At 65.2% G+C, this 25,158-nt stretch carries 23 protein-coding genes; 9 read left to right on the top strand and 14 right to left on the bottom strand.

From position 1 onward, the window contains the following. Positions 1-153 precede the first annotated feature (153 nt). The 4 genes from QUV25_RS15925 to QUV25_RS15940 all read left to right on the top strand — a co-directional run bounded on the left by QUV25_RS15925 (position 154) and on the right by QUV25_RS15940 (position 4,423). On the top strand, positions 154-1,233 hold the full coding sequence (locus QUV25_RS15925) for a peptidase M29 (RefSeq protein ID WP_300865396.1): 1,080 nt from the start codon (positions 154-156) through the stop codon (positions 1,231-1,233). 82 nt (positions 1,234-1,315) lie between these two features. Further along, entirely contained in the window at positions 1,316-2,131 is an 816-nt protein-coding gene (locus QUV25_RS15930) for an alpha/beta hydrolase (protein ID WP_300865398.1), read from the top strand. A 15-nt stretch (positions 2,132-2,146) separates the two neighbouring features. After that, positions 2,147-3,418 carry an acyl-CoA dehydrogenase family protein gene (locus QUV25_RS15935; RefSeq protein ID WP_300865400.1) on the top strand — a complete coding sequence of 424 codons (1,272 nt, stop codon included), beginning with the start codon at positions 2,147-2,149 and terminating at the stop codon, positions 3,416-3,418. A gap of 87 nt (positions 3,419-3,505) precedes the next feature. Next, the gene (locus tag QUV25_RS15940; RefSeq protein WP_300865402.1) at positions 3,506-4,423 is read left to right on the top strand and encodes a M14 family zinc carboxypeptidase; all 918 of its coding nucleotides are present in this window, start codon (positions 3,506-3,508) and stop codon (positions 4,421-4,423) included. A 22-nt stretch (positions 4,424-4,445) separates the two neighbouring features. Here the strand turns inward: QUV25_RS15940 and QUV25_RS15945 are convergent, their stop codons facing one another. After that, positions 4,446-5,786 carry a D-amino acid dehydrogenase gene (locus QUV25_RS15945; RefSeq protein WP_300865404.1) on the bottom strand — a complete coding sequence of 447 codons (1,341 nt, stop codon included), beginning with the start codon at positions 5,784-5,786 and terminating at the stop codon, positions 4,446-4,448. 153 nt (positions 5,787-5,939) lie between these two features. Between QUV25_RS15945 and QUV25_RS15950 the strand changes: the two genes are divergently transcribed. Beyond that, positions 5,940-6,869: a LysR family transcriptional regulator ArgP gene (locus QUV25_RS15950; protein WP_300865406.1), complete on the top strand. Its 930-nt coding sequence runs from the start codon at positions 5,940-5,942 to the stop codon at positions 6,867-6,869. Between the two features lie 43 nt (positions 6,870-6,912). Here QUV25_RS15950 and QUV25_RS15955 read toward each other — a convergent pair whose 3' ends face one another. Both QUV25_RS15955 and QUV25_RS15960 read right to left on the bottom strand, forming a co-directional pair. Further along, positions 6,913-7,368, bottom strand: a complete 456-nt coding sequence (locus QUV25_RS15955) for a fasciclin domain-containing protein (protein WP_300865408.1) — start codon at positions 7,366-7,368, stop codon at positions 6,913-6,915. Positions 7,369-7,474: 106 nt separating this feature from the next. Further along, on the bottom strand, positions 7,475-8,458 hold the full coding sequence (locus QUV25_RS15960) for a fasciclin domain-containing protein (RefSeq protein WP_300865410.1): 984 nt from the start codon (positions 8,456-8,458) through the stop codon (positions 7,475-7,477). A gap of 224 nt (positions 8,459-8,682) precedes the next feature. Between QUV25_RS15960 and QUV25_RS15965 the strand changes: the two genes are divergently transcribed. Continuing rightward, positions 8,683-9,321 (top strand): TetR/AcrR family transcriptional regulator, encoded by a 639-nt coding sequence (locus QUV25_RS15965; RefSeq protein ID WP_300865411.1) that lies wholly within the window; start codon positions 8,683-8,685, stop codon positions 9,319-9,321. Between the two features lie 242 nt (positions 9,322-9,563). Here the strand turns inward: QUV25_RS15965 and QUV25_RS15970 are convergent, their stop codons facing one another. The 4 genes from QUV25_RS15970 to QUV25_RS15985 form a co-directional block, all read right to left on the bottom strand. Beyond that, positions 9,564-9,986, bottom strand: coding sequence for a universal stress protein (locus QUV25_RS15970; RefSeq protein ID WP_300865412.1), 423 nt, complete (start codon positions 9,984-9,986; stop codon positions 9,564-9,566). A gap of 85 nt (positions 9,987-10,071) precedes the next feature. Further along, a complete protein-coding gene (locus QUV25_RS15975; protein ID WP_300865413.1) occupies positions 10,072-10,956 on the bottom strand; it encodes a metallophosphoesterase in 885 nt (294 codons plus the stop codon). Positions 10,957-10,985: 29 nt separating this feature from the next. Then, a complete protein-coding gene (locus QUV25_RS15980; RefSeq protein ID WP_300865415.1) occupies positions 10,986-11,384 on the bottom strand; it encodes a universal stress protein in 399 nt (132 codons plus the stop codon). Further along, positions 11,381-12,370 carry a LysR family transcriptional regulator gene (locus QUV25_RS15985; protein WP_300865416.1) on the bottom strand — a complete coding sequence of 330 codons (990 nt, stop codon included), beginning with the start codon at positions 12,368-12,370 and terminating at the stop codon, positions 11,381-11,383. Before QUV25_RS15985 ends, QUV25_RS15980 begins: the two co-directional genes overlap by 4 nt. A 101-nt stretch (positions 12,371-12,471) precedes the next feature. On the opposite strand from QUV25_RS15985, the gene QUV25_RS15990 reads away from it, so the two are divergent. Further along, a complete protein-coding gene (locus QUV25_RS15990) occupies positions 12,472-13,026 on the top strand; it encodes a hypothetical protein (protein WP_300865418.1) in 555 nt (184 codons plus the stop codon). Between the two features lie 77 nt (positions 13,027-13,103). Here the strand turns inward: QUV25_RS15990 and QUV25_RS15995 are convergent, their stop codons facing one another. From QUV25_RS15995 to QUV25_RS16005, 3 genes are all read right to left on the bottom strand, one after another. Beyond that, the gene (locus QUV25_RS15995) at positions 13,104-14,981 is read right to left on the bottom strand and encodes a phosphoenolpyruvate carboxykinase (GTP) (RefSeq protein WP_300865419.1); all 1,878 of its coding nucleotides are present in this window, start codon (positions 14,979-14,981) and stop codon (positions 13,104-13,106) included. Positions 14,982-15,364: 383 nt separating this feature from the next. Continuing rightward, the gene (locus QUV25_RS16000; RefSeq protein WP_300865421.1) at positions 15,365-15,508 is read right to left on the bottom strand and encodes a hypothetical protein; all 144 of its coding nucleotides are present in this window, start codon (positions 15,506-15,508) and stop codon (positions 15,365-15,367) included. 61 nt (positions 15,509-15,569) lie between these two features. Further along, on the bottom strand, positions 15,570-16,004 hold the full coding sequence (locus QUV25_RS16005) for a PaaI family thioesterase (RefSeq protein WP_300865422.1): 435 nt from the start codon (positions 16,002-16,004) through the stop codon (positions 15,570-15,572). Positions 16,005-16,113: 109 nt separating this feature from the next. Here QUV25_RS16005 and QUV25_RS16010 point away from each other — a divergent pair, with 109 nt between their 5' ends. Next, positions 16,114-16,920 (top strand): SDR family oxidoreductase, encoded by an 807-nt coding sequence (locus QUV25_RS16010; RefSeq protein ID WP_300865423.1) that lies wholly within the window; start codon positions 16,114-16,116, stop codon positions 16,918-16,920. Positions 16,921-16,962: 42 nt separating this feature from the next. On the opposite strand, the gene QUV25_RS16015 is transcribed toward QUV25_RS16010, so the two are convergent. Together QUV25_RS16015 and QUV25_RS16020 are read right to left on the bottom strand one after the other, a co-directional pair. After that, positions 16,963-18,423 carry a mechanosensitive ion channel gene (locus QUV25_RS16015; RefSeq protein WP_300865425.1) on the bottom strand — a complete coding sequence of 487 codons (1,461 nt, stop codon included), beginning with the start codon at positions 18,421-18,423 and terminating at the stop codon, positions 16,963-16,965. Positions 18,424-18,594: 171 nt separating this feature from the next. Beyond that, positions 18,595-19,794, bottom strand: coding sequence for a threonine ammonia-lyase (locus QUV25_RS16020; protein WP_300865427.1), 1,200 nt, complete (start codon positions 19,792-19,794; stop codon positions 18,595-18,597). Between the two features lie 234 nt (positions 19,795-20,028). On the opposite strand from QUV25_RS16020, the gene QUV25_RS16025 reads away from it, so the two are divergent. Continuing rightward, positions 20,029-22,395, top strand: coding sequence for an AAA family ATPase (locus QUV25_RS16025; protein ID WP_300865429.1), 2,367 nt, complete (start codon positions 20,029-20,031; stop codon positions 22,393-22,395). Between the two features lie 223 nt (positions 22,396-22,618). Here the strand turns inward: QUV25_RS16025 and QUV25_RS16030 are convergent, their stop codons facing one another. Both QUV25_RS16030 and QUV25_RS16035 read right to left on the bottom strand, forming a co-directional pair. Then, positions 22,619-22,963 carry a hypothetical protein gene (locus tag QUV25_RS16030; protein WP_300865431.1) on the bottom strand — a complete coding sequence of 115 codons (345 nt, stop codon included), beginning with the start codon at positions 22,961-22,963 and terminating at the stop codon, positions 22,619-22,621. A 191-nt stretch (positions 22,964-23,154) separates the two neighbouring features. Beyond that, the gene (locus tag QUV25_RS16035) at positions 23,155-25,152 is read right to left on the bottom strand and encodes a RecQ family ATP-dependent DNA helicase (RefSeq protein WP_300865523.1); all 1,998 of its coding nucleotides are present in this window, start codon (positions 25,150-25,152) and stop codon (positions 23,155-23,157) included. Positions 25,153-25,158: the final 6 nt, after the last annotated feature.

A 25,158-nucleotide genomic window follows, 5' to 3' on the forward strand; every position in this document is an offset into this window, starting at 1 on the left:
AATGGCGTTCACGCCTGCGCAGTGGTTGCGCAGGGAGTGATCAAATCACGATTTGCGCTCGCATGCGAACGTCAAGGGGGCCGTGGCGCTGGTTTTGCCACACTCCGGCATCCCTTCAGGGGATGACGCCAGCCGCAGCGCGGGAGACTGCACATGCTTCAAGATCGGATCGAGCCCGCCTGGATCGACGGTTTCGAGACCGTGCTTCGGCGCTGTGCGCTGCAGCCGGGTGACGTTGTCGCCATTCTCTGCGAAAGCCAGAGCCGGCGCGTGCTGATGGATTTGGCGCAGCTGGCTGCCGCACGCATCGGTGCCCGCGTGTTCACGGTTTCTCTGCCGTCGGTCTTCAGCAGCGCCGAGCCGGTGACCCGCTCCACCGGTGCCAGCCCGGTCATCCAGCAGCTCGCGCCGGTGATCGCGGCGCTGCAGGCCAGCACGCTGGTGGTCGACTGCACGGTCGAAGGCCTGATGCACGCACCCGAGTTGCCCGCCATCCTGCAAGGCAACGGCCATACGCAGCCGCGCATCGTCTACGTGAGCAACGAGCATCCGGAGGCGCTGGCCCGCCTGCTGCCCGACGACGTCACCGAAGCGCGCGTCAAGGCCCACGTCAAGCGCCTGCGCGCCGCCCAGTCCATGCGGGTGACTTCGCCGGCCGGCACCGACCTTTCGATTTCTCTGCAAGGCGCTGTGGTCGGTGGCAACTGGGGCAGCACCACCCGCCCGGGCACACTGACCCACTGGCCTGGTGGCCTGGTGCTGGCCTTCCCGGCGGCCAGCAGCGTGAGCGGCACGCTGGTGCTGGCCGAGGGTGACGTCAACCTCACTTTCAAGCGCTACATCGAGCGCGCCATCACGCTCACCATCGAAGACGACCATGTGACCCGCATCGAGGGCGCCGGGGTCGATGCCGAGCTCCTGCGCTCCTACTTCTCAGCCTGGGATGAGGCAGATGGTTTCGCCGCCGGGTCACCCGGTCCTGCTTACGCCGTGAGCCACGTGGGCTATGGTTTGAACGATGCTGCCCGCTGGGACAGCATGGCGCTCTACGACAAGCGCGACTTCAACGGCACCGAGCTGCGTGCCTTTTCCGGCAACTTTCTCTACAGCACCGGCGCCAACGAGGTCGCTGGACGCCACACGCGTGGGCATTTCGACTGGCCCATGCGCGGCTGCACCGTGCAGCTCGACGGCCACACTGTGGTCAACGCGGGAAAGGTGGTTGAAGCATGAACGGGCACAGCGCCCGGCCGCCCCAAGCAAGGCCAGCCCCCTCGGCGTGCAGCGACCTGCGTCGGCAGCGGAGCACAGAGGCATGAACCCGCTGCCGGCCTTCACCACACTCGGCAGCGGCCCCACCGTGCTCATGCTGCACGGAATCGGCGGCGGTCATCGCGCGTTTGCTCCGCAGGTCGAAGCGCTGGCAAGCGCTGGCTACCGTGCGGTGGCCTGGGACATGCCGGGCTACGGCCGCAGCGCGCCGATTGAACCCTACACCTTCAAAGGCCTGGCGCAAAGTGCGCTCGATCTGATCGATGCGCTGCGCTGCGACAGCGTGACCCTGGTCGGCCACAGCATGGGCGGCATGGTGGCGCAGGAGCTGATCGCGCGCCGCCCCGACCGAGTCAACCGCCTGGTCCTGTGCGGCACCTCAGCAGCTTTCGGCAAGCGCACCGACGGCCGACTGGCCGAAGGCTGGGCGCAGCAGTTCGTGGCTCAGCGCACCGCGCCGCTCGATGCCGGTCAGACCATGGAGCAGATGGCACAGAAGCTGATTCCGCAAATGGTCGGTCCTGGCGCCTTGCCCGAGGGCCTTCGCCTGGCCGAGTTCTGCATGGGCAACGTGCCGCCGTCCACCTACCGCCGAGCCCTGGATGCGCTGGTGACCTTCGATCGCCAGCACGCGCTGGCCGACATCCGCGTGCCCACACTGCTGATCGGCGGCGAGTTCGACCGCGTGGCGGCGCCCTCGGTGATGCAGCAGATGGCCGCGACCATTCCCCTGGCGCGGTACACCGAGCTCGCCGGCATGGGTCACCTGATGAATCTTGAGGCGCCCGAGGCGTTTGACCAGTTGTTGCTCGACTTTTTGCGCGAGCCCATTCCCACCCACCGGCCTGACTTGCATTGAGTCCAGGAGACGCCCATGAACGCACCGCTGCCTGCCACGACCACCGCTCTGGACTTCACCCCCGCCGTTGGCGACCTGGCCTTCACACCGCTGCAGCGCGAGCTGCTTGCCCAGGCCCATGCCCTGGGCCGCGACCGGTTCGCTGCTCGCGCCGCGCAGTGGGACCAGGAAGCCAGCTTTCCGTTCGCCAATTACGAGGACCTGCGCGACGCAGGCTTTCTGAGGCTTTGCGTGCCCACCAGCCATGGTGGCCTGGGAGCTGACTACGCCACCTACATGATGGTGGCGGCAGAGATCGGGCGCTTTTGCGGTGCGACCGCGCTCACCTGGAACATGCACATCTGCTCCACCATGTGGACCGGTGTGCTCGCCGATGGCATCCCCATGACCGATGCACAGCGCGCGGAACACGCGGCACGGCGCGAACTGCACTTCCAGCGCATCGTGGACGACGGCGCGATCTATGCCCAGCCGTTCAGCGAAGGCACGGCTGCCGCAGCGGGCCGCGCGCCGTTCGGCACCACCGCGAAGAAGGTGGACGGCGGCTGGCTCATCAACGGCCGGAAGATCTGGGCCAGCCTGTCGGGCGCGGCCGACTACTACGGCATCCTCTGCACCGAAGACAAAGGTGACGACCTCCCCGATGCGCGCGACACGCTGTACATCAGCGTGCCGGCCAGCAGCGAGGGCTTCTCCATCAGTGGCGAATGGGACCCGATGGGCATGCGCGGGACCGTCAGCCGCAACCTCGCGTTCAAGGATGTGTTCGTGAGCGACGCCGAACAGCTCATGCCGCGCGGCATCTACTTCAAGGGCGCGCAGACCTGGCCGGCCATGTTCTTCACCCTCTCGCCCACCTACCTGGGCCTGGCCAACGCGGCCTACGACTTCACCGTGAGCTACCTGCGCGGTGAAGTGCCCGGCGAGCCACCAGTCAAGCGTCGCCAGTACCCGACCAAGCAGATCGCGGTGGCGCAGATGCGCATCCAGCTGGAGAACATGAAGAGCATCTTTGCCCGAGCCATCGGTGAGGCCAAGCCGAATCCGAGCAAAGATGAAAAGCTGCGCCTCTACGCGGCGCACTACAGCGTGATGGAGGGCGCCAACGACATCGCGCGCCTGGCCATCCGGACTTGCGGCGGTCAGAGCATGATGAAACACCTGCCGCTGGAGCGCCTGTACCGAGACAGCCGTTGCGGTGCGCTGATGCTGCCCTGGACCGCCGAGCTCATTCTTGATCGCATGGGCCGCGAGACGCTGTACGAGGCCGGCGAAAAAGACGCCTGATGGAAGAGGCCTTCGGTGGTCATGTGGTGGGTCGCGCCAGCGTCCGTCGGGTGACGGGGCTTGCCGGCCGGTCTCTAGAATGTCGGAATGCCCTTCTTGTTCTCCCTGACCCGAGGCGCCGGCTTGCTGGCGCTGGCTGCCCTGTTGTTGCCCCTGGGGGCAGCGGCTCGCGTCGCGACCGGGCCGGGTCATCCGCTGGCCGACGTGGTCGGCAGCGGTCCGTGTCAGGAGTTTGTTGCTCGACTGCCCAATGTGAAATCGCAGCTGTGTGCCGATGCCCATCTGCTGCCCACCGTGGGTCGCTCGGTGCAGGGTCGCACGCTCTACTACCGCGATGTGGTGGCACCCGACGCGAAGATTCGCGTGCTCGTGGTCGGCGCCATGCATGGCGACGAGCTTTCCTCGGCTTCGCTGGCGTTGCACTGGATCCAGCGTGCGCTGGAGACCCCGTCCAACGCGCACTGGCGCTTCATCCCCGCGCTCAACCCCGACGGTTTGATGATGCGCCCGGCGCGTCGCATGAACGCGCGCGGCGTCGACCTCAATCGCAACTTTCCCACGCCCAACTGGGCCCGTGACGCCAAAATCTACTGGGAACAGCGCACCCGCAAGGACCCGCGCCGCTGGCCCGGTCCGAGTCCGCTGTCCGAGCCGGAGTCTCGTTACCTGCACGATGAGATGCAGCGCTTCCAGCCGCATCTCATCGTGAGCATCCATGCGCCTTACGGGGTGCTCGACTTCGACGGGCCGGGCACGCCGCCGCCCAAGCTGGGTCGGCTGTATCTCGATCAAGTCGGTATCTTTCCCGGCAGCCTGGGCAACTATGGAGGCGTTCACAAAGGCATGCCGGTGGTCACCATCGAATTGCCCAGTGCCTTCCGCACGCCGCTGGACGCCGAGATTCGCCAGATGTGGCTGGACCTGTTGCGGTGGATGAGCGAGCGCGTGGTGCCCGAAGACAACTCGCCGCGCGTGGTGCCGGTGCGGGTGAAAACAACCGGCTGACAGGCGGCGCGCGGTGCGCTGCTCAGGCGCGCTGCGAGACCAGGCCCGAAGCGCTGCGAGTGCGGGCTGGTGAGGGCATGCCGGCAAACCCGAAGTCCATCGCTGGGACTTCGCCGCTGATGAGTTCCGCCAGTGCCTTGCCCGAACCGGCTCCGTGGGTCCAGCCCAGCGTGCCGTGCCCAGCGTTGATCCAGAGTTTGCCCAGTCGGGTGCGCCCGATCAGCGGGATGTTGGTCGGCGTGGCGGGGCGCAGGCCGGTCCAGAACTGCGGGTCGCCGCCTTCTTCAGGCGTGCGCGTGTCGGCCACGCCAGGAAACACCTGTTCGATGCGGCGCACCAGCATCGCACAGCGCTTTTTCGCCAGCGGTGTATCCAGGGCCAGGTCGAAACCGCCCAGCTCGATGGTGCCGGCCACGCGAAGCTGGTTGCCCAGACGCGACATGGCGATCTTGTAGGCGTCGTCGATCATGCTGACTTGTGGCGCCTGCTCGGGCTTGAGCAGGGGCAGCGTGGCGCTGTAGCCCTTGCCCGGGTAGATCGGTACCCGCAGCCCGACCGACTTCAGCAGTGGCGTGGTGTACGAGCCGCAAGCGACCACAAACGCATCGGCCTGAAGCGCCCGCGCCTGGCCGGTAATCTGGTCGCGCACGCGCACTTGGCGGATCTGGCGCCCATCGCTGTCCAGTTGCTCGATGTCGTGGCGCCACAGCAACTGAGCGCCGCGCCGGTCACACAGCTTGGCCAGCTGCTGGCTGAATACGCGCGCATCGCCCGATTCGTCTGACGGCGTGTAGGTGCCGCCCACGATCTGCTCTGCGTAGCGGGCCAGCGCCGGTTCGATGCGCAGCAGCTCGGCGCGGTCGATCACCCGGCGCTTGACGCCAAATTTCTGCATCACTGCCGCGGCGTCGGCGGCACCGTCGAACGACTTCTGATCGCTGTAATAGTGCGCGATGCCGCGTTCCAGCCGGTGGTATTCGATGCCGGTTTCGGCCACCAGGTCTTTCAGCGCGGCGTGGCTGTAGGAGCCCAGCGCCACCAGTTGCGACACGTTTCGTTCAAACGCCGCATCGTTGCACTGGCCAAGGAACTCCATGCCCCAGCGCCACTGAGCGGGATCGATCTGCGGGCGAAACAGCAGCGGTGAGGTGGCAGAGAACATCCATTTCAGCGCCTTGAGCGGCGCTTCCCGGTTGGCCCAGGGCTCGCAGTAGCTGACCGAAATCTGCGCTGCATTGGCAAAGCTGGTTTCCAGCGCCGCATCGCGCTGACGGTCCACCAGGGTCACCGTGTGCCCGCGTTGCAGCAGATGCCAGGCGGTGCTCACGCCGATGATGCCGGCTCCGAGAACGACGACGTTCATGTTGTGCTCCTGCGCTTGTGATGTTGATGCATGCGCGCAGTATGGAAAAAACCCCGCTTCAAGTGAAGCTGGATGAAACTAAAATCGGAAAGATCAGCGCAGCTAATGAGTATTCTGGCGACTTCGCCGGGGCTGACGCGTGGAGAGCCCGACGTGAGCACGTTCGATCCCGACGCCCTGGAATGCCTGGCCGCCATCGTGGAAGAGGGCGGGTTCGAGCGCGCGGCGCAGCGCCTGTCCATCACCCAGTCCGCCGTGTCGCAGCGCCTTCGTGCGCTGGAAGCCCAGGTGGGCACCGTGCTGATCGTGCGAAGCCGCCCGCTCAAGCCCACCGCGGCCGGCCAGCTCATGATCAAGCACGCCAAGATGATGCGGCTGCTGCGCGCCGATCTGGACAAAGACCTCAAGGAGCTGGCCCCCAGCTCGGCCGGCCAATCGCGCGAGGATGAGCGCATTTCGGTGGCCATCAACGCCGACAGCATCGCCACCTGGGCTTTGCCCGCCCTCGACCCACTGGCTCAGGGTGGTTTGCCGATCGAAATCATCACCGACGATCAGGAAGTCACCCACGAGTGGTTGCGCGAGGGGCAGGTGCTGGGCTGCGTCACCTCGCTTGGCCAGGCGCTGCGGGGTTGCAAGATGGAGTCGCTTGGGGGCATGGACTATGTGCTGGTGTCGTCGGCCAGCTTTGCGCGCGAGCACTGTCCGAAAGGGATCAACGAGCACAATTTCCACCACTTTCCCTACGTGGCGTTCAACCGCAAGGACCAGCTGCAGCATCTGTTCGTGACCCAGGCCTTCGGGCTGCCGCGTGTCGTGTTGCGCCAGCGCTTCGTGCCGTCCAGCGAGGGCCAGGTGCGCGCGGTAAAGGCCGGCTGGGGGGTGAGCGTGTTGCCCGAGCTGCAGGTGCGCGAACGGCTGGAACGAGGTGAACTGGTCAATCTCGTGCCACGCCACGCCTTGCGCGTGGCCTTGTACTGGCACTGCTGGAACCTGAGCTCGGACGTGCTCGACACCCTCAGCCGTGCGCTGCGCGAGGCAGCTGGCCGCGCCTTGCACCCGCCGGCGGTGAAAGGCCCATGAAAAAGCCCCGCTGTGCGGGGCTTTTTCTGGTCAGCTGAGTGGCTTACTTCGGCATCACCACGGTGTCGATCACATGGATCACGCCGTTGTCGGCCACGATGTCGGTCGCGGTGACCTTGGCCTTGTCGACCATCACGCCACCGGTGGTGGAGATGGTCAGCATGCTGCCCTGCACGGTCTTGACCTGACCGGCCTTGACGTCCTTGGCCATCACTTTGCCAGGCACCACGTGGTAGGTCAGCACGGCGGTCAGCTTGGCCTTGTCTTTCAGCAGCGCGTCCAGGTCGGCCTTGGGCACTTTGGCAAAGGCTTCATCGGTGGGCGCGAACACGGTGAACGGGCCGGGGCCCTTCAGCGTGTCCACCAGGCCTGCGGCCGTCAACGCGGTCGCCAGGGTCTTGAAGTTGCCGGCGGCCACAGCCGTGTCGACGATGTCCTTGGCGTAGGCCGAGGTCATGGCGCCGAGGGTGATGAGGGAAGCGATAAGGGTCTTTTTCATGATGAACTCCAATAGGAAGGTTGGTTGAGGAAAGTAACTGACAGGGAAATGATTGGTTGTCAGGAAAGACTGGAAGCAGGTCGCAAGACGGTTGCCGTATTTGGGTTCACAGGCTGGGGATAAGCACTTTGTCGATGACATGGATCACGCCGTTGCTGGCCCGCACATCGACGGCCACGATATTGGCGGCCGTCATGGTCGTGTCCGTGATGGTGGCAATTGCCGGCGCTGTTGCGTTGTTGTTGATCGTGATGGTTTGAGTCGCTGCGGTCGGGACAGGCGTCCCGAACACCGGGCCGAGAGCGGATGACAACACCTGGGAGGGCAGCACGTGGTAGGTCAGCACGGTTGACAGCTGAGCCGTGGACAGGCCTGCCACTGTGCTGGCGATGGCAGCGAATGCAGCGTTCACAGGCGCAAAGACCGTGAGGCTGGAAGAAGGAGCGCTCAGCGTACTGACCAGACCCGCGCTGACAACCGCGCCCACCAACGAGGAGAAAGCGGGGTTCAGCTGAGCCATTTGCACGATGTTCAGCACGCCTGGTGGCACCAGGACCTTGTTGATCACATGAACCACGCCATTGCTGGCTTCGATATCAGGTGTGGTCACCGTGGCGGTGGTCAGGAGCGCATCGGTCAGCTGAACGCCGCTGCTCAGAGCCAGCGTGAGAGGCGCGCTTGCGCCTTCGAATTCATACAAGGTGGGCAGGCTGCCCGCGACGAGTCCGCTCGAGAGATTTCGACCTACCACGACGTGGTAAGTGAGCACCGAGGCCAGGGCGCTTGCGGGGAGTGCAGCCACGAGAGCAGGGCCATCGGTCAGACCGAGGGCAGTGGCCGCCGCGTCAAACGCTGCATTGGTGGGGGCGAACACCGTCAGCAGGTCGGTGCCGCTGAGTGCACCAGCCAGGTCGGCTTTGACCACTGCGGCGACCAGCGTGCTGAACTGGGCATTGGCCTGGGCGATTTCAACGATGTTCTGTTGAGCGGCCGCGGGGGATTCGTCGTCGCCGCCGCCGCAAGCAGCGAGCAGGCCGGTGGCGGCAGCAGCCGCAGAGGTCAGCAGGAGGGTTCGGCGGTTAAAGGGCATGGCGTTGTCCTAAATGAAATGAAGTTGAAGGAGATCCGTCTGAAGGCCAGGGATGACTGCATGGCGGCGTGTGAAACATCACAGTCAAAAACTCTACAGGCTGAATAATAATCCTGAAAGACTGAAATGTGACTGAAGAGTATGTAACGATACTTATCAGTGGGGTTATCGACTTCAAGGTCGATTTCTGGCACAATTCATGCTGTTCATTACCTTGGTGTGCCATGTCCAGCGCCGTCCTGAATTCCCCCATCGCGTCCGCCCCCAAACGCAGCTTTCGTGAGCAAATGCACCTTGCGCGGGAGGACGCCATCGTTTCCGCCGTGAATCGGCTGTTGGCCGAGAAGGGCTTTGAGGCGATGACGGTGGACGAGGTGGCGGCCGAGGTGGGCATCGCCAAGGCCAGCCTCTACAAACACTTTCCCAGCAAGGAAGATCTGGCGGCCGCTGCCATGGTGCGCGTCATGGATCGGGCGCGCGCCTTTCTGGACAGCCTGGATACCACCTTGCCCGCCGCGGTTCTGCTTCAGGCGGTGGCGCGCTGGACCATGGAAGTGCAGTTGGCGGGCGAAATGCCTTCGCTGCCAAGCGAAAACTCCAGCCTGCGGGCAGCGCTCACCACGAACAAGCCTTACGTCGATGGCCTGATGGACGTGAGTGAGCGTTTGGGGCGCTGGATCGAACAAGCGCAGGCCGACGGCAGCATCAACCCCAAATTGCCGCCGATCGCCGTGCTCTACACCTTGTATGCGCGGGCCTGCGACCCGGTGCTGGGCTTTCTCAAGGGCTCTGGTCTGTACACCAGCGAGCAGATCATCGAGATGGTGCTGGGGAGCTGCTTCGACGGCCTGCGCACCAGATAACCCCCTGCGCCGCCTGCGGCGTCACCCTCAGGGGGCGGCACTGGCCGACTGTCGGAGCCAGATCGGGAGTGCCCTGAATCGAGACATGGCGCGCCGCAGAGGGTCGGTTTCAAATGCATTTCCTCGGCACGTCCGGAGCGGGATGTCGCTAAACCAGAACGCCGTGGAACCGGCGTTGCCGGGCCACCAGCGTTGCCCCTTTGGGGGATGACGGCGAAGCCGGCGCGGGGGGAGCGGTGACGTTACCGCACCAAAAGCACCGGCACCTTGCAGTGCGCCAGCACCTGGGTTGCCACGGAGCCCATGACCAGGTTGCCCAGGGCGCTGTGGCCATGGGAGCCCATCATGACGAGGTCGAACTTGCCGGCTTCGGCGCCCTTGGCGATCATCTCGCCAGCCGAACCCACCTTGTGGACGACCTTGGGGTTCATGCCGTGCCGCTGCAGAAATTTCACCACCGGCGCGGTGATCTTCTCGGCTTCGTCAGCGTAGTAGCCATCGGCAATGTCCTTGCCCACGGCGGCGCGAGCCCTTGGTGGCAGGGGCGACTGCACGGTGAAGAGCGTGAAATCGTTGTCGGCGCCAAACACCTCCTCATGGGTCGTGAGATAGGCCAGCATTTTTTTGGTGTAGGTGCTGCCATCGACAGCGAGCAGGATTTTCATGGTGCTTCTCCTCGTGGTTGGGGTGATGTTTTCAGTTTACGGCCATCCGGGGGGCAGACCTTGCGCTGGCGCAAGCGGCGCTCGCTCAGATCTCGATCAGCCCGGCCGGGTTGAAGGCAAGCTGTTCGTTCTTGTGGGCATAGCCCAGGGGGTTCGCCACGATGCGGCAACGACCGACCTGTTGATCCTGTGGGCAATGCAGGTGGCCGTGCAACCAGAGATCGGCCAGCGGCAGCCAACCGTCCAGCGCGTTACAAAAGCCGGCGGTGCCCGGGCTCAGGCCATAGCGCGGATCGGCGCTGTGCAGCGTGGGCGCGAAATGCGTGACCACCACGGTGGAACCGTCGAACGGCTTGGTCAGCACGGCGTGCAGCCAGTGCTGGCAGTCCAGCGCCATGGCGCGCATTGCCTCAGCGTCGAACAGCCGGCCATGCCGTTGGCTGGCCATCTTCTCTAGGTAAAAGTTGGCGGCGCGGAACGCCTTTTCGCGCTGTCGCAGTCGGTGGGTAAGGGGATCGGTGGTGCGTGCAGGCCGGATGCTGCGGGCCTTGCCCTTGGCCTGAGGTTGCGGGGCATCTGCCGGCAACTGGCCCAGTGCGTCGAAGTCGGCCCACAGCGTGGTGCCAATCAATCGCACGCCCTGCATCTCGCGTGTCTCGCGTTCCAGCCAGTCGATACCCAGTCGGTCACAAGTCAGGCGCAGCTCAAGATGCGCCTGATCGATGTCGCGCGCATCGTACTCGTGGTTGCCGGGCACAAACACCACCGGAACCGGCCAGCCCGCGTGTTGAGGCAATGGCGAGAACCGCCGCAGCCCCCAGTCGGGCTCGCTCATCACGCTGCCGTCGTGCCGCGTCTGGTAGGAGCCAATATCGCCGGCCAGCACGAGCAGGTCTGCGCCAGGCGCTGGCGTGGCCACGAAGACGGGGTTGGTTTCGAGGTGCAGGTCACTCAGTAGCTGGATGCGCATGACCCCAATTGTCTGCGCAGCCGCTGACCTCAGCGAATCACGAGCAGGGGAACCGCGGTCCGTTCGAGAATACCCGCGGTGACCGAACCCAACATGGCGCTCTTCGCGGCAGATTGGCCTCGGGAACCCATCACGATCAAATTGAACATCAAGTCTTTGGACGCCTGAATCAACACATCCACCGGCGCACCCTTGCGCCGCATGCGTTTGGCCTTGAAGCCGTGAGATTCAAGAAATCTGGCCGCCGCATCCAGCGCGTGTTCGGGATCATCTTGTGGCGCCAGCAGCCGCTTGTTGTCGGCATGGACCAGCACATACCTGAAAGACGGGCTGAACATCAGTTCGTTCGAGACGATGTAGTTCAGCATCCGCTTGGTGTACTTGCTTCCGTCGACGGCAAGCAAGATGGTCATGGTGGTGTTGTTCAAGTCATAACCCCGCTTCTTCTGGACTTGTTATCGGCCTCAAACCCCGCAACTGAAGCCCGGCTTACCGCATCAAGCAGCCAGCGCCGGGCGCTGTCGTGCGCAAACTGGCGGTGCCAGATCGCGTCGACGTGAACGGCCGGCACGGTCAGCGGCAGCGCCGCGTGGGCGAGGCGGTGCTTGATGCCGGTGGCGCGCAGGAAATGTCGAGGCAGCACGGTGAGCAGGTCGGTGGATGCCACCACCTGCCCGGCGGTGAAAAACTGGTTGACCGTCAGGACCACCCGACGGCGTCGGGAGAGCGCGCTCAGCGCCTCGTCCACATAGCCATAGGGTCGGCCGGAAAAGCTCACCAGCAGGTGGCGGGCATTGCAGTAGTCGTCCAGCGAGATCGGTTGCCCGGCCATCGGGTGACCACGCCTCATCACCACCACGTACTGTCCCTCGTAGAGCCGTCGGTGGAGAAAGCGCGGGTTGTCGTCTTGCAAGTGCCCTGCACTGAGCTCGGCCAGTACGCCCGGGAAGTGACCGAGCGCGAGATCGACCGAGCCGGAGGCCAGCATGTCGCGCGGATCGCGGGTGGTCAGGGGCAAGGCCCTCAAGTTCACGCCCGGTGCCTCGCGCTCCAGGATGTCCATCAGGCCGGGCACCACCATGGCCGCCGTGGCGTCCGCCATGGCCAGCACAAAGTTGTTGCGTGCCTGGGCGGGATCAAATGCGCCCGGTGCGAGAGACTCACGCAGCTGATTCAAAGCGTCACGCACGACCGGCCACAGCGCCAGCGCCGCCGGCGTTGGCTCGACGCCGTAGCCAGCGCGCCGCACCAGATCGTCCCCCAGGGTTTCGCGCAGGCGGCGCAGGGCATTGCTCACTGCGGGTTGGGTCATCGCCAGGTTGTGGGCCGCGCGGGTCAGATTGCCTTCTGCCATCACCTCGTCAAACACCCTGAGCAAATTGAGGTCGAGCGTGCGAAAGTTGCGTTCATTCATAAGCAACCTGAATGTAAGGCATTACAAAAATAAACAAGCATGACATGCGGGTTTACCCTAGTATTTGGGCATTGCCATTCTCTTCGCAGAAGGAGCTACCCATGAACACGATGTCACCCACCGCCTCCCCGACCCTGGTTTACCCCAGGGCTCCCTCCGCAGCCGACGCTGGCCAGTACCGTGGCCCCCGCCGGTTTGATGGCGCCCGCAGCCTGGCCGCGCTGCTGCTGGCCGCTGCCCTGGCCGCGCTGGTCGTGGTGGCCGATCGCCTGGTGAGTACCTGGGCTGATGGCCACCTGTTTGCTGGCTGGGTGTTTCTGTGGATCGTGGTGCTCGCCGGCCTGGCCTTGTTCGCTGGCACAGCCCGCCGTCTGGCGCAGCGCGCCATGCTCGGCCTCGACGCATGGTCGCAAGCCCGCGCGGTGGCTCGCGCCGACGCCCGGCTCTGGGACGCCGCACAGAGCGACTCGCGGCTCATGGCTGAGCTGATGCAAGCGCAGTCACGAGACCTTGACGACGACCTCGACTTCAGCAACGCCCTCGCGCCCATGGGCCTGTCACCCGACCTGGTGGAGCCCGAAGGCAGCCGCTGGGAGCGCTTCATCGAGCGCGTGGGTGAGAACCGCATGCGCAACATGCACCTGCATTACATCTGAGGCGCAGTCCAGCACCGGCGCATGGCGCCGCCATGAAAGAAGCCACCGGGTTGCGGTGGCTTCTTTTTTTATTCGCCTCAGGCCAGAGTGGCCAGGCGCTTCTCCAGTTCGGCCTTGGTGTTCACCAACGCTGGCGGCAGGTGGTAGGCCAGCTGCTCAAAATGGGCGTCGTGCAGCTTGAGCTCTTCGGTCCACGCCGCCTTGTCGATGCTCGTCACGGTCTGGAACTGCTCGGCGCTGAAGTCCAGGCCTGTCCAGTTCATTTCGCTGAACGCAGGCGCGACGCCGAACATGGTGGCTTCGCCCTGGGCCTTGCCTTCGAGCCGGTCGATCATCCACTTCAGCACGCGCATGTTCTCGCCGTAGCCGGGCCAGACGAACTTGCCCTCGGCGTTCTTGCGGAACCAGTTGACGCAGAAGATCTTGGGCAGGGTGTGGCCCATGCTTTCCAGCTTCTTCTCCATATCCAGCCAGTGCTGGAAATAGTCGCTCATGTTGTAGCCGCAGAACGGCAGCATGGCAAACGGATCGCGCCGCACCACGCCCTGAGCGCCGAACGCGGCGGCGGTGGTCTCGCTGCCCATGGTCGCGGCCATGTAGACCCCTTCCATCCAGGTGCGAGCCTCGGTCACCAGTGGCACGGTGGTGGAGCGGCGGCCGCCAAAAATGAAGGCATCGATGGCCACACCGGCCGGGTCGTCCCACTGGGGGTCGAGCGCGGGGTTGTTGGTGGCGGCCACGGTGAAGCGCGAGTTCGGGTGCGCAGCCTTGCTGCCCTTTTCCCTGGCGATGGCCGGTGTCCAGTCGTTGCCCTGCCAGTCGATCAGGTGATCGGGCAGTTGGCCGGTGTCTTTCTCCATGCCTTCCCACCACACGTCGCCGTCGTCGGTAAGCGCCACGTTGGTGAAGATCACGTTCTTGTCCAGCGAGCGCATGCAGTTCGGGTTGGTGTGCATGTTGGTGCCCGGCGCCACGCCGAAGTAACCCGCTTCCGGGTTGATGGCGTAGAGCTTGCCATCGGCGTGCGGCTTGATCCAGGCGATGTCGTCGCCGATGGTGGTCACTGTCCAGCCCGCGAATGCGCTCTCGGGCGGGACCAGCATGGAGAAGTTGGTCTTGCCACAGGCGCTCGGAAATGCCGCGGCCACGTGGTACTTCTTGCCCTGCGGGTTCGTCACGCCCAGGATCAGCATGTGCTCGGCCAGCCAGCCCTGGTCGCGGCCCATGGTGGAGGCGATTCGCAGCGCCAGGCACTTCTTGCCCAGCAGTGCGTTGCCACCGTAGCCCGAGCCATAACTCCAGATCTCGCGCGACTCCGGGTAGTGCACGATGTACTTGACCTTCGGGTTGCAAGGCCAGCTGGTCGTGTCCTTTTCGCCCTCGGCCAGCGGCGCGCCCACCGTGTGCATGCAGGGCACAAATTCGCCGTCGGTGCCGAGCACGTCGAACACGGCCTTGCCCATGCGGGTCATGAGCTTCTGGTTCACTGCCACATAGGCGCTGTCGGTCAGTTCCACGCCAATGTGGGCGATGTGCGAACCCAGCGGGCCCATGCTGAACGGCACCACGTACATGGTGCGCCCGGCCATGCAGCCGTCAAACAGCGGCTGCAGCGTCTGGCGCATCTCGGCTGGGGCCATCCAGTTGTTGGTCGGACCGGCATCTTCCTTCTTGTCCGAGCAGATGTAGGTGCGGTCTTCCACCCTTGCCACATCCGACGGGTCCGACCAGGCGAGGTAGCTGCCTGGGCGCTTGGCCGGGTTCAGCGGCTTGAAGGTGCCAGCGGCCACCAGCTCCTGACACAGGCGCTGGTATTCGGCTTCGCTGCCATCGCACCAGACCACATCGGCCGGCTTGCAAAGCGCGACCATGTCGGCCACCCAGGCAATCAGGCGGGCATGTTTGACGTAGGCCGGTGTGTTGAGGTTCAGGCCCTGCATCACGGGTGAGTTCATGGAAATGGCTCCAGGCTAAAGATCGGATCGGCGCGCACACCAGACGCCAACAGCCGCTGACCACGGGCATCGTGGGCGGGCGGCTGTCGAGGGGCTCGCGTGCAAAAACGGCGGTCGGCGCTCGGGGCTGCGGTGCGGGTAACGGATGCAGCAGGGTGGGCGCAACACCAAGTCTGTGGACCTGGGCTGCGTTTCGCGGGTCGGCCTATGTGCCCATTTTAAGAAGGGCCCGCGGTGGTTACAGCGCTGTTACATGCAAAACCCGCATAACCTGATGCCGAAAACAGGTTTGCGTGACGAATCGCATGGGGGCGCCCGGCGAACGAACAAGAAAAAAGCCGAAGGCCCTGTCGGGCGTTCGGCTTGCTTGGTCGCGGGGTGCTTCAGGCCATGAACACGGCAATGAAGGCCAGCAAAAAGATCAGCACCGCGCCGGCCACCGGCAAGACGATGGGCATCAGCGGCACGATGGACTCGACCACGTCCTGAGGCTGGTCGTCTGGGGTCTTGTGTTCGGATTGCGACATGGGGGCTCCGGATGAATACGCGAATAACTCGTGATTGTAAGAGCAGCAAAGGGAGAAGGGCTTACAACAGGGCATAGGTGGTGCTGGCCCGGCAAACGCTCTTGCCGTCGCTGGCTGCCACGATGTCGATCTCACCGAACACCAGGCTTTTGCCAGCGCGGATGACGCGGGCGGTGACCAGGGCGTCCTGGTTGGACAGTGGCTTGAGGAAGCTGGTGTTGAGTTGCACCGTGGTCATGGGCCGCTCGCTGCCAAGATGGGTCACGATGGCCAGCACCATGGCGGTGTCGGCGGCCGACATCAGCGCCTGGCCACAAACCATGCCGCCAATGCGGCTGAGTGCCGCCTGCTGAGGCAACCGCAGGCTGACTGCCCCGATCTCGAACGATTCCACGCGCAAGTCAAGCGCCTGGACCCAGGGTGCGAACCAGTCTTTCAGGAGGCTCTCCAGGGTTTGCTTGGTCACTGGAGTGGGCGCTGTTGGGTGGGCCTTCATGGCGGGGATCCTCGTGCATCGGGTGTTCAGGGGGGGACAGGACTATCCTATCCAGACATGCCCCGGCGTGGATCGTCCCAACCCTTTGACTTGTGGAAGGAATTCCGACATGGCAACACCAGGCCAGCGAGCTCAGACGGTCTTGATCACGGGCGCCTCGTCGGGCATCGGCGCCGCGTTGGCCGATCAATTTGCGCGGGCGGACTTCAACCTGGTGCTGGTCGCCCGCGGCGTCGGGCGATTGCAGGCGCTGGCAGACCGTCTGACCGCGTCGCACGGCGTGAAGACCTGGCCGGTGGCTTGCGACCTGTCGGATGCCAATGCGCCTCGGCAGCTGGCAGCCGCCATGCGCCGTGCGCGGCGGCCCATCGATGTGCTGGTCAACTGCGCTGGCGTTTTGCACACCGGCGCCTTCAGCAGCATCGGCCAGACGCAGCAGCGCAGCATGATCGATCTCAATGTCATGGGGCTCACGGCCCTGGTGGCCGAGTTCGCGCCGGCCATGGTGTCTCGTGGTCAGGGGCGCATCCTCAACGTGGCCTCGATCGCTGCGTTCCAGCCCGTGCCTTCCCTGGCTGTCTACGCCGCTACCAAGGCCTATGTGCTGTCCCTCACCGAATCCTTGTCTGAGGAGTTCAAGGGCACCGGCGTGAGCTTCACCGCCCTGTGCCCTGGCATCACCGCCACCGAGATGCTGCGCAGCGCCGCCGCCGAGCGCGAGGCGCTGGCCGCGCTGCCGGGCTTTCTGATCGGGGACGCAGATGCCGTCGCCCAGCAGGGCTACCAGGCCTGCATGCGAGGGGATGTCATCTGTGTCCCGGGGTGGGTGAACCAGGCCGTCACCACCGCCGGACGCGCCGCGCCCAAGTGGTTGTTGAGGCGCATCAGCGGGGCGATGGCACGCCGCCTGAAGTGAGCCATTTCACCGGCGCCGAGACCTCCCAGGCCCGAGAGCGGCTCACTCCTCCTTGCGGAACCTGGAGAGCCAGTGGTCCATCAGCTTGCCGGCCGCTTCGCGGCCGCCCAGGCCGAACGACAGCGCCACGGCCACGGCGATCGCGCCCAGCGTGAGACCGAAGGCAAGGTTGACGATGTCGTCGGCGATGCCCATGGCGCGCAGGCCCATTGCCAGCACCAGCGCCAGGATGGCGTAGCGACCGATGCGCGCCAGGCCCTGGCTCCTGGCGCCACTGGTGCGGTCAATGGCGTCGTGCGCCAGGTTGGCCAGCCAGAAGCCGATCACGAGAATGGCCGATCCCAGCAGGATGTCGCCACCAAAGCGGATGAAGCTGCTCACGAGGTCGCTCACCTGGCCAAAACCAAGCTGGGCGGCGGCTTCAACAGTGGCGAACAGCATGGCGAAGAACAGTGCCACGCGCCCCACCACCGTCGAGGCCGGCGTGCTCTCGAAGGCGTGCGCCAGACCCACGCGCGCAGGCAGGGTGTCAAAGCCCAGCGCGGCCAGCACGCTGGCCAGGAGCTTGGAGGCGAACGAGGCCACGAGCCAGGTGATGACGAGAATGAGACCGGCCGCAATGATGTGTGGCACACCGTCAAGCAGCATGGCCAGCATGTCGGTGGCCGGGCGCGAGATGGCCTCGATCTTCAGCGCATCGAGCGCGGCGATCAGCGAGGGCACGAAAACCACCACAAACACCAGCAGGCCCAGCACGCTGGAGGTCTTCACGCTCGGCGCCATGCCGGCCTGGTCGCCCAGCTTGTCCACCCCGGCCGTACGAGAGAGGTTGGTGACGAGGTTGCGCAACACGGTGGCCACGATCCAGCCCACACCACCGATCACCAGCGCGGCCACCGCGTTGGGCACCATGTCCAGCGTCTTGGCGATCATCGCGCGCAGCGGGTCGAGCAAACCGTCCATTTGCAGCGCGCCCAGGACCGCAGGCACAAACAGCAGGATCACCAGCCAGAACAGGGCACTGGCCAGGCCTTCGCTGATGGGCGCCATGTCGGCGTGTTCCGACAGCTTTTCGTCCAGCGTGGTCTTGTCCAGCAGTCGCTGTGCCACGGCGCGCACCACGCTGGCGGCCAACCAGCCCACCAGGGCCAGCAGCAGGCCGGCGAGCAGGCGCGGCGCGTACTCGAAAAGCTGGGTGGTGAGCGCGGCAAAGGGACCAGAGACCAGGGCCAAGTCCAGCGAATTGAACACGGCGGCCAGCGTCAGCAAGATCACCACCCAGAACAGCCCCAGCGCCACCGCGCCTTCGATGTCCACACCTTTGCCGGTGAGCTTGCCAAAGCGGTGATTCACGCCAATGAAGCCCAGGCTGCGGCGAACGCCGGCGCGCACCAGCACGGCCACGACCCAGCCCAGGACGAAGATGGCCAGCGCGCCGAACAGTTGCGGAATGTGTGCACCGAGCGAACTCTGCAGCGAATCCCAGAGGGCGGTCATGTTCATCATTCATCTCCTGTGCACAGTTGCAGACAGGTCCATGATGACCCAGTGCCATTTGCCAAGTCAACCCAAGCCGGTTGGACGCGGATCAATGCCGTCAGAGGATGAAAGATGCCGCCTGCAGAAAGCCGGTGCACGGAAGATGCCGGCGGCCTCGCCTCGGCACCACGGGTGTCAGACCAGCCGCGCGTCGAAGCCGGCGGCTTGCAACAGCTCGATCACCTGGGTCGTGTGCTCCCGTCCGCGTGCTTGCACCACCAGTTCGATGGCGACGTTCTGCGCCGCCAGCAGGGTGAACGCGCGCTGGTGGTGTACCTCGTCGATGTTGGCGCCGGCATCGGCCACGATCGCGGTGATGCGCGCCAGATTGCCCGGCACATCGCGAGCACTCACCTCGATGCGTGCCAGCCGCCCGGCGCGCACCATGCCGCGCTCGATGATGGAGGCCAGCAGCAGCGGGTCGATGTTGCCGCCGCAAAGCACCAGCCCCACCCGCTTGTCAGCGAAGCGCGCCGGGTGTCGGATCAGCGCGGCCAGACCAGCGGCACCCGCGCCTTCGACCAGGGTCTTCTCGATCTCCAGCAGCATCACGATGGCCTGCTCAATGTCGCCCTCATCGACCAGCAGCAGGTCGTCCACCCGCTCTCGGATGATGGCCTGGGTCAGCCCGCCCGGCGTGCCCACGGCAATGCCTTCAGCGATGGTGCTGCTGCCCTGCGGCAGGTGGGTGCCCTTGATGGCGTTGACCATGGCGGGGAAACGCTCGGCCTGCACGCCCACGATCTCGATGCCGGGCTTCAGCGCTCGCGCCACCGTGGCCATGCCGGCCATCAGCCCGCCACCGCCGATCGCCACCACCAGCGTGTCCAGATCGGGCTGTACGCGCAGCATCTCCAGCGCCACCGTGCCCTGGCCCGCGATGATGGCCTCGTCGTCGTAGGGGTGCACAAACACCAGCCCCTGCTGCTCGGCCAAGGAGTGGGCGTGGCTGCGCGCTTCTTCCAGCGTGTCGCCGTGCAGCACCACCTCGGCACCGAAGCCGCGCGTGCGCTCGACCTTCACACCGGGTGTGAAGCGCGGCATGACGATCACCGCCCGCAGTCCCAGGCGCTGCGCATGGTAGGCCACGCCCTGGGCATGGTTGCCCGCGCTCATGGCCACCACGCCGCGTGCCCGTTCGGCGTCGCTCAGCTGCGCAAGCTTGTTGCAGGCGCCGCGCTCCTTGAACGAGGCGGTGTATTGGAGATTCTCGAACTTCAGAAACACCGTGCAACCCAGCAGCTGCGAAAGCGTGCGGGATTCGACGAACGGCGTGTCCAGCACCTGGCCCTTCAGGCGGTCGGCGGCGGCTTCAATGTCGGTGAGTTGCAACATGGCGCCATTGTGGCTTGCCCGCGCTGCAGCGTGTGATTTGCACGGCCCACGAAAAAGGCCATACAAACTGCTGCACCTCCTCGCTTGCATCTCTTCCATGTTGGTGCAAGCTGAGTTATGGTCCGCCTGAACAGCGGGGCAGTGGCCCCCAAGGCTTGTCGCGCTGGCGCCTCGACACGGCGCCCGATGGGTCTCGTCGAAGGAATGCGGCATCGTTGTTCTGGAGGTTTTTGAATGAGCAAACGCATGGTGGAGCCAATGGGTGCTGCGGTGCGCCCTGGCAGCGAGGCGCGCGAAGGGCGCGTCTTCGTGCCGCACGGGCTGCGCCAGGCGCCGGTGCTCGACCTCATGTGTTCGCATTTCGTGCTCACCCTGGCCGCGCGGCAGGGACCACGCTTCAATGTGCGGCGCGACCTCAACACCCTGCTTTCGCTGGCGGGTCGGCACCTGGTCTGGCCCCAGACGGTGCTGGGTCGGGTCCGTGAATTTCTTGGCCGCCGCTGCAAGGACAACGAGCTCTGGGCTGGCCAGGAGCGCCTGGGTACCGCCGCCTTCATGGAGCGCTATGGTGTCTGGCGCGGTCCCTACGAAGAAGGCACGCTGTTCTTTTACCTTGACGAATACGCCAAGGAGTCCCCCAAGGACCTGCTCTCGGTGCTCGCCGTCACCGGCGACTGGCTGAGCCAGGCGCTCAAGAAGCAGTCCACCCTGGTGGAAAAAAACATCGACGCCCTGGCCGGCCTGCTGCAGCTCAATCGGGCCGAGCGCGCGCTGCTGCTTTACGGCACGCTGGCGCGCTACCAGCGCGATCTGCGCTCCATCCTGGTCGAGTTCAAGGTAAACAACGCCCCCGAGGCATACGCTGCGATCGCCGACGTGGCTGGCGTGAAGGCCAGCGAGGTGGGCGAGGCGCTGCGCGTGGGCTCGCGGCTGGAACGCATCGGCATGGTGGAAAACCTGATCTCCGAGCACAACATCACCGACCTGGCCGACCTGATGAAAGTGAGCGAGAAGTTGCCGCCGGTGTTGATGCGCGAGTACCAGACCCAGAGCGAACTCATGGCGGTGTTCACCCGGCCGGCTTCGCGCTCCGCCCTGACCGATAAGGATTTTGCGTTTGTGGGCGATGACGTGCGCCTGCTCTGCGGCCTGCTGCGCGAAGCGGTGGCGCGCAAGGAGCTGGGTGTGAACGTGCTGGTCTACGGCCCGCCTGGCACCGGTAAGACCGAACTGGCACGCGTGGTCGCGCAGGCGGCGGGGCTGGAGCTGTTTGAAGTGGAGTACGCCGACCGCGACGGCAACGCGCTCAGTGGGCGCGACCGCTACCGCTCGCTGCAGATTGCCCAGGTGTTCCTCAAAGGCACGGCGCACTCGGCGCTGCTGTTCGACGAGGTGGAAGACGTGTTCCCGCCCATCTCCAGTGAGGCGGCCCAGCTCATGGCGCGCGCCGAGCATGTGGCTGCGCCGCACACCGGCAGCGTCAGCGGCAAAGCCTGGGTGAACCAGATCCTGGAATCCAACGCCGTGCCCACGCTGTGGGTCACCAACCGCATCGAGCAGATCGACCCGGCCTTCCGCCGCCGCTTCGCCTACCACCTCGAACTCAAGAGTCCGCCGCCGGGCGCGCGCGAGCAGCTGGTGCGCAAGACGCTGGAAGACGTGGCGGTATCCGAAGCGCTGGTGGCCCGCCTGACCGAGCGCAAGGGCCTGACCCCGGCTCAGATCCGAACCGCGGTTCGCTTCGCCCAGCTCGCTGCCGGGCCAGCCAAGTCCCCCGCGCGGCGCGGTCGCAAGGCCGCGCCGCTGCTTGACGACCTCATCGAGCGCCAGCTCAAGCACGCCGATCTGGCCCTGGGCCGTGCGCCCGATGTGGCCCAGCGACCCAGCGTCACGCAATACAGTCTGGCGATGCTCAATGTGGAGACGCGCTACGAGATCCCGCGCATCATCACCGCGCTCAAGGCGCGTGGTCACGGTTGCCTGTGTTTCCACGGCGCTCCCGGCACCGGCAAGACCGCGCTGGCCGAGCACCTGACGCAGCAGCTGGAGCGCCCGCTCATGATCCGCCGCGCCAGCGACCTGGTCAGCAAGTTCGTGGGTGAGACCGAGCAGCAGATGGCGGCCATGTTCCGAGAGGCTGAGGCGGAGAAGGCGGTGCTGCTGCTGGATGAGGCCGACAGCTTCCTGCAAGACCGCCGCGGGGCGCAGCGCACTTACGAAGTGACCGAGGTCAACGAGATGCTGCAGGGCATGGAGCGCTACAGCGGCATCTTCATCTGCACCACCAACCTGATGGACAGCATCGACCAGGCGGCGTTGCGGCGCTTCACCTTCAAGATCCGCTTCCGGCCGCTGAGCGCCGAGCAGCGCGAAACCATGTTTGTCGTGGAAGCCCTGGGTGGAGAGGCGACTCGCCTCGAGCCCGAGCTGGCCCAGCGTCTGGCCCGCCTCGACCAGCTCTGCCCCGGCGACTTTGCGGCTGTCAAACGCCAGGTCGACATCCTCGGTGAAACCCTGGAGCCCGTTGAATTCCTGGCCCAGCTCGAAGCCGAGCACCGCATCAAGCCCGAGGTGCGCGAAGCCAGAAAAATCGGCTTCTAGATAGGCCCCCCGCGCCGCGCTTTCATCGCGTCACCCCCCAGGGGGCAACATCTGCGGCCTTGCAAAGCCAGTTCCGCGATGTTCTAAGTCAACACCCTTCAACCTCACAGAGCGTACCGGCGCGCAATGTCTTGTTCCAGGGCACCGCGGAACCGGCTTTGCCAGGCCGCCAGTGCCGCCCCCTTGAGGGGGTGACGCACCGCAGGTGCGGCGCGGGGGTGGGTCAATGCAGCAACGCCATTGGCCCAGACGGCAGCTCCTCGGCGTCATAGTCTGGGTGGTGGGCGACGAAAAACTGCATCTTCTGATCCAGCCGGCCCACGCGCTCGCGGGCGATCTGCTCGCAGTGGTGTTTGGAAATCAGGTTGTGCAGCTTGCCGCGCAAAAACCACAGGTCTTTCGGGGTTTCGCAGCCGATCAGAGCGGCCCTGAGTCGGGTGCGCAGCGGGTCCTGGATATCCGACATGGCGTCTTCGAACTCATCCACCAGAAAGTCCATCTCCAGCACCTGCGTGTCATGGTAGTTGTCGCTCTTGGCTTTGTTGAACCAGGGCAGCTTGAAGAACATGGTGGGACTCCGGAAGTGATCGCAGAACGCGCGGGCAAGACATTTGCCGGCTGCACCTTCACTTCGGCCCACACCCTCAACCCTTAAGTAGGAAGAACGGAAAAAATGCACACGCCCCGACGGACGGTCATTCAGAAATCAGACCATCAGTCGATGGTTCTCGCTTGCCTGCCGTGGACCGGGCGGCCCATTTACCCAAAAGCACTCACCACGCGCAGCACCTCGACGCCGTAGGCTTCGCGCTTTTTCTGGCCGATACCGGTGATGCCATCCAGATCGGCCATCGAGCGCGGTTGTTGAACGGCCAGTTCGCGCAGTGTGGCATCGTGGAAGATCACGAAGGCGGGCAGGTTGTGTTCCCGCGCCACCTCGGCGCGCCAGGCCTTGAGCGCGTCCAGGCACTCTCGCTCGGCCAGACTCAGCGGCTGGCCGTCGGGCGCCACGTCTTTCCTGGAACTGCTGCGGCCACTTCGCACTCGGGAGGGCTTTTCACTCGCCAGCTTCACCCACACCTGCGCGCCGCCCTTCAAGATGTCGCGCGCGCCCTCGGCCAGGTGCAAGGTGTTGAAATGCGCGGCATCGACCTGCACCGCTTCGCGGGCGATCAACTGGCGCAACAGCGCGCGCCACTGCGTTTCCGACCAGTCGATGCCGATGCCGAAGGTGGAGAGCTTGTCGTGCCCGTGCTGCGCCATCTTCTCAGTCTGCTTGCCGCGCAGGATGTCCATGATGTGACCGGCGCCAAACGCCGTGCCACTGGCTTGCTGTACGCGGTAGATGCAGGAGAGGATTTTGCGCGCGGCCTCGGTGGCATCGATCAGCTCGGGCGGTTTCAAACAGTTGTCGCAATTGCCGCATTGAGACCCCACGCTCGGCACTTCGTGTCCGTCGCTGCCCCCCAGGGGGGCTGGCCTTGCCTGGGGCGGCCCGGCGCTTCGGCCGTCGGCTCGCACGTCGGGGGTTGGGTAGTTTTCACCGAAGTAGCCGAGCAACCGAACCCTTCGGCAATCGCTCGCCTCGGCCAGCGTCAACAACGCGTCGAGCTTGCCGCGCAGCACCTGTTTGAACTCGTCGGCTGCCGGACTTTCGTCGATCATGCGGCGCTGGTTCACCACGTCTTGCAGGCCGTAGGTCATCCAGGCATTGGCGGCCTCGCCGTCGCGGCCGGCGCGACCGGTTTCCTGGTAGTAGCCCTCAATGTTCTTGGGCATGTCCAGGTGGGCGACGAAGCGCACGTCGGGCTTGTCGATGCCCATGCCGAAGGCGATGGTGGCCACCATGATCAGGCCCTCTTCCCGCAGGAAGCGGTCCTGGTGGTTCTGACGTGTCATCGAATCCAGTCCGGCGTGGTAGGGCAGGGCGTTGAAGCCGGCCTCGCGCAGCAGCCCCGCCACTTCTTCCACCCGCTTGCGCGACTGGCAGTAGACGATGCCGGCATCGTGTCCCTGGGTGCTGCTGTGCTCATCGCGGATGAAACGCAGCAGCTGCTGCGTGCCGTCTTTCTTCTCGACGATGGTGTAGCGGATGTTGGGGCGGTCGAAGCTGCTGATGAAGGTGCGCGCTTCCTGCAGTTGCAGCCGCTCGACGATGTCGGCGCGGGTCAGGTCGTCGGCGGTGGCGGTGAGGGCCACGCGCGGCACACCCGCGAACCGTTCGTGCAGCACCACCAGGCCGCGGTATTCGGGTCGGAAATCGTGGCCCCACTGGCTCACGCAATGTGCCTCGTCGATGGCGAACAGGCTGAGCTGGCCGCGCTCGTGCAGCGAGTCGAGCAGGGCGAGGAAGCGCGGTGTGGTCAGGCGCTCGGGCGCTGCATACAGCAGCGTGATCTCGCCGCGCAGCATTTCTTTTTCAACGCGCTGCGCGTCTTCGCTGCTCAGGCTGGAATTGAGAAAAGCCGCGGCCACGCCCGCTTCCAGCAGCGCGCCCACCTGGTCGTGCATGAGCGCGATCAGTGGCGAGACCACCACGGTGAGGCCCTGGCCCGCACGGGCGCGCACGATCGCCGGCACCTGGTAACACAGCGACTTGCCACCGCCCGTGGGCATGAGCACCAGCGCGTCGCCGCCTTCGCTCACGTGCGTGACGATCTGCGCCTGTGGCCCGCGAAACGCGTCGTAGCCAAACACCTCCTGCAGCACGCCGGCGCAGGTCTCCAGCGTTTCGCCGGCGGGCGCGATGTCGATCAGGTCCAC

Source organism: Hydrogenophaga sp., assembly GCF_030373245.1.
Lineage (GTDB): Bacteria > Pseudomonadota > Gammaproteobacteria > Burkholderiales > Burkholderiaceae_C > Hydrogenophaga.

Excerpts from the sequence above, each read along its gene's own strand:
- QUV25_RS16020 (WP_300865427.1), bottom strand. The coding sequence starts at position 19,794 with ATGTTGCAACTCACCGACATTGAAGCCGCCGCCGACCGCCTGAAGGGC.
- QUV25_RS16005 (WP_300865422.1), bottom strand. The coding sequence starts at position 16,004 with ATGAAGGCCCACCCAACAGCGCCCACTCCAGTGACCAAGCAAACCCTG.
- QUV25_RS15985 (WP_300865416.1), bottom strand. The coding sequence starts at position 12,370 with ATGAATGAACGCAACTTTCGCACGCTCGACCTCAATTTGCTCAGGGTG.
- QUV25_RS15970 (WP_300865412.1), bottom strand. The coding sequence starts at position 9,986 with ATGAAAATCCTGCTCGCTGTCGATGGCAGCACCTACACCAAAAAAATG.
- QUV25_RS16010 (WP_300865423.1), top strand. The coding sequence starts at position 16,114 with ATGGCAACACCAGGCCAGCGAGCTCAGACGGTCTTGATCACGGGCGCC.
- QUV25_RS15975 (WP_300865413.1), bottom strand. The coding sequence starts at position 10,956 with ATGCGCATCCAGCTACTGAGTGACCTGCACCTCGAAACCAACCCCGTC.
- QUV25_RS15935 (WP_300865400.1), top strand. The coding sequence starts at position 2,147 with ATGAACGCACCGCTGCCTGCCACGACCACCGCTCTGGACTTCACCCCC.
- QUV25_RS15960 (WP_300865410.1), bottom strand. The coding sequence starts at position 8,458 with ATGCCCTTTAACCGCCGAACCCTCCTGCTGACCTCTGCGGCTGCTGCC.
- QUV25_RS15940 (WP_300865402.1), top strand. The coding sequence starts at position 3,506 with ATGCCCTTCTTGTTCTCCCTGACCCGAGGCGCCGGCTTGCTGGCGCTG.
- QUV25_RS15965 (WP_300865411.1), top strand. The coding sequence starts at position 8,683 with ATGTCCAGCGCCGTCCTGAATTCCCCCATCGCGTCCGCCCCCAAACGC.
- QUV25_RS15930 (WP_300865398.1), top strand. The coding sequence starts at position 1,316 with ATGAACCCGCTGCCGGCCTTCACCACACTCGGCAGCGGCCCCACCGTG.
- QUV25_RS15945 (WP_300865404.1), bottom strand. The coding sequence starts at position 5,786 with ATGAACGTCGTCGTTCTCGGAGCCGGCATCATCGGCGTGAGCACCGCC.
- QUV25_RS16025 (WP_300865429.1), top strand. The coding sequence starts at position 20,029 with ATGAGCAAACGCATGGTGGAGCCAATGGGTGCTGCGGTGCGCCCTGGC.
- QUV25_RS15990 (WP_300865418.1), top strand. The coding sequence starts at position 12,472 with ATGAACACGATGTCACCCACCGCCTCCCCGACCCTGGTTTACCCCAGG.
- QUV25_RS16000 (WP_300865421.1), bottom strand. The coding sequence starts at position 15,508 with ATGTCGCAATCCGAACACAAGACCCCAGACGACCAGCCTCAGGACGTG.
- QUV25_RS15995 (WP_300865419.1), bottom strand. The coding sequence starts at position 14,981 with ATGAACTCACCCGTGATGCAGGGCCTGAACCTCAACACACCGGCCTAC.
- QUV25_RS15925 (WP_300865396.1), top strand. The coding sequence starts at position 154 with ATGCTTCAAGATCGGATCGAGCCCGCCTGGATCGACGGTTTCGAGACC.
- QUV25_RS15955 (WP_300865408.1), bottom strand. The coding sequence starts at position 7,368 with ATGAAAAAGACCCTTATCGCTTCCCTCATCACCCTCGGCGCCATGACC.
- QUV25_RS16015 (WP_300865425.1), bottom strand. The coding sequence starts at position 18,423 with ATGAACATGACCGCCCTCTGGGATTCGCTGCAGAGTTCGCTCGGTGCA.
- QUV25_RS16030 (WP_300865431.1), bottom strand. The coding sequence starts at position 22,963 with ATGTTCTTCAAGCTGCCCTGGTTCAACAAAGCCAAGAGCGACAACTAC.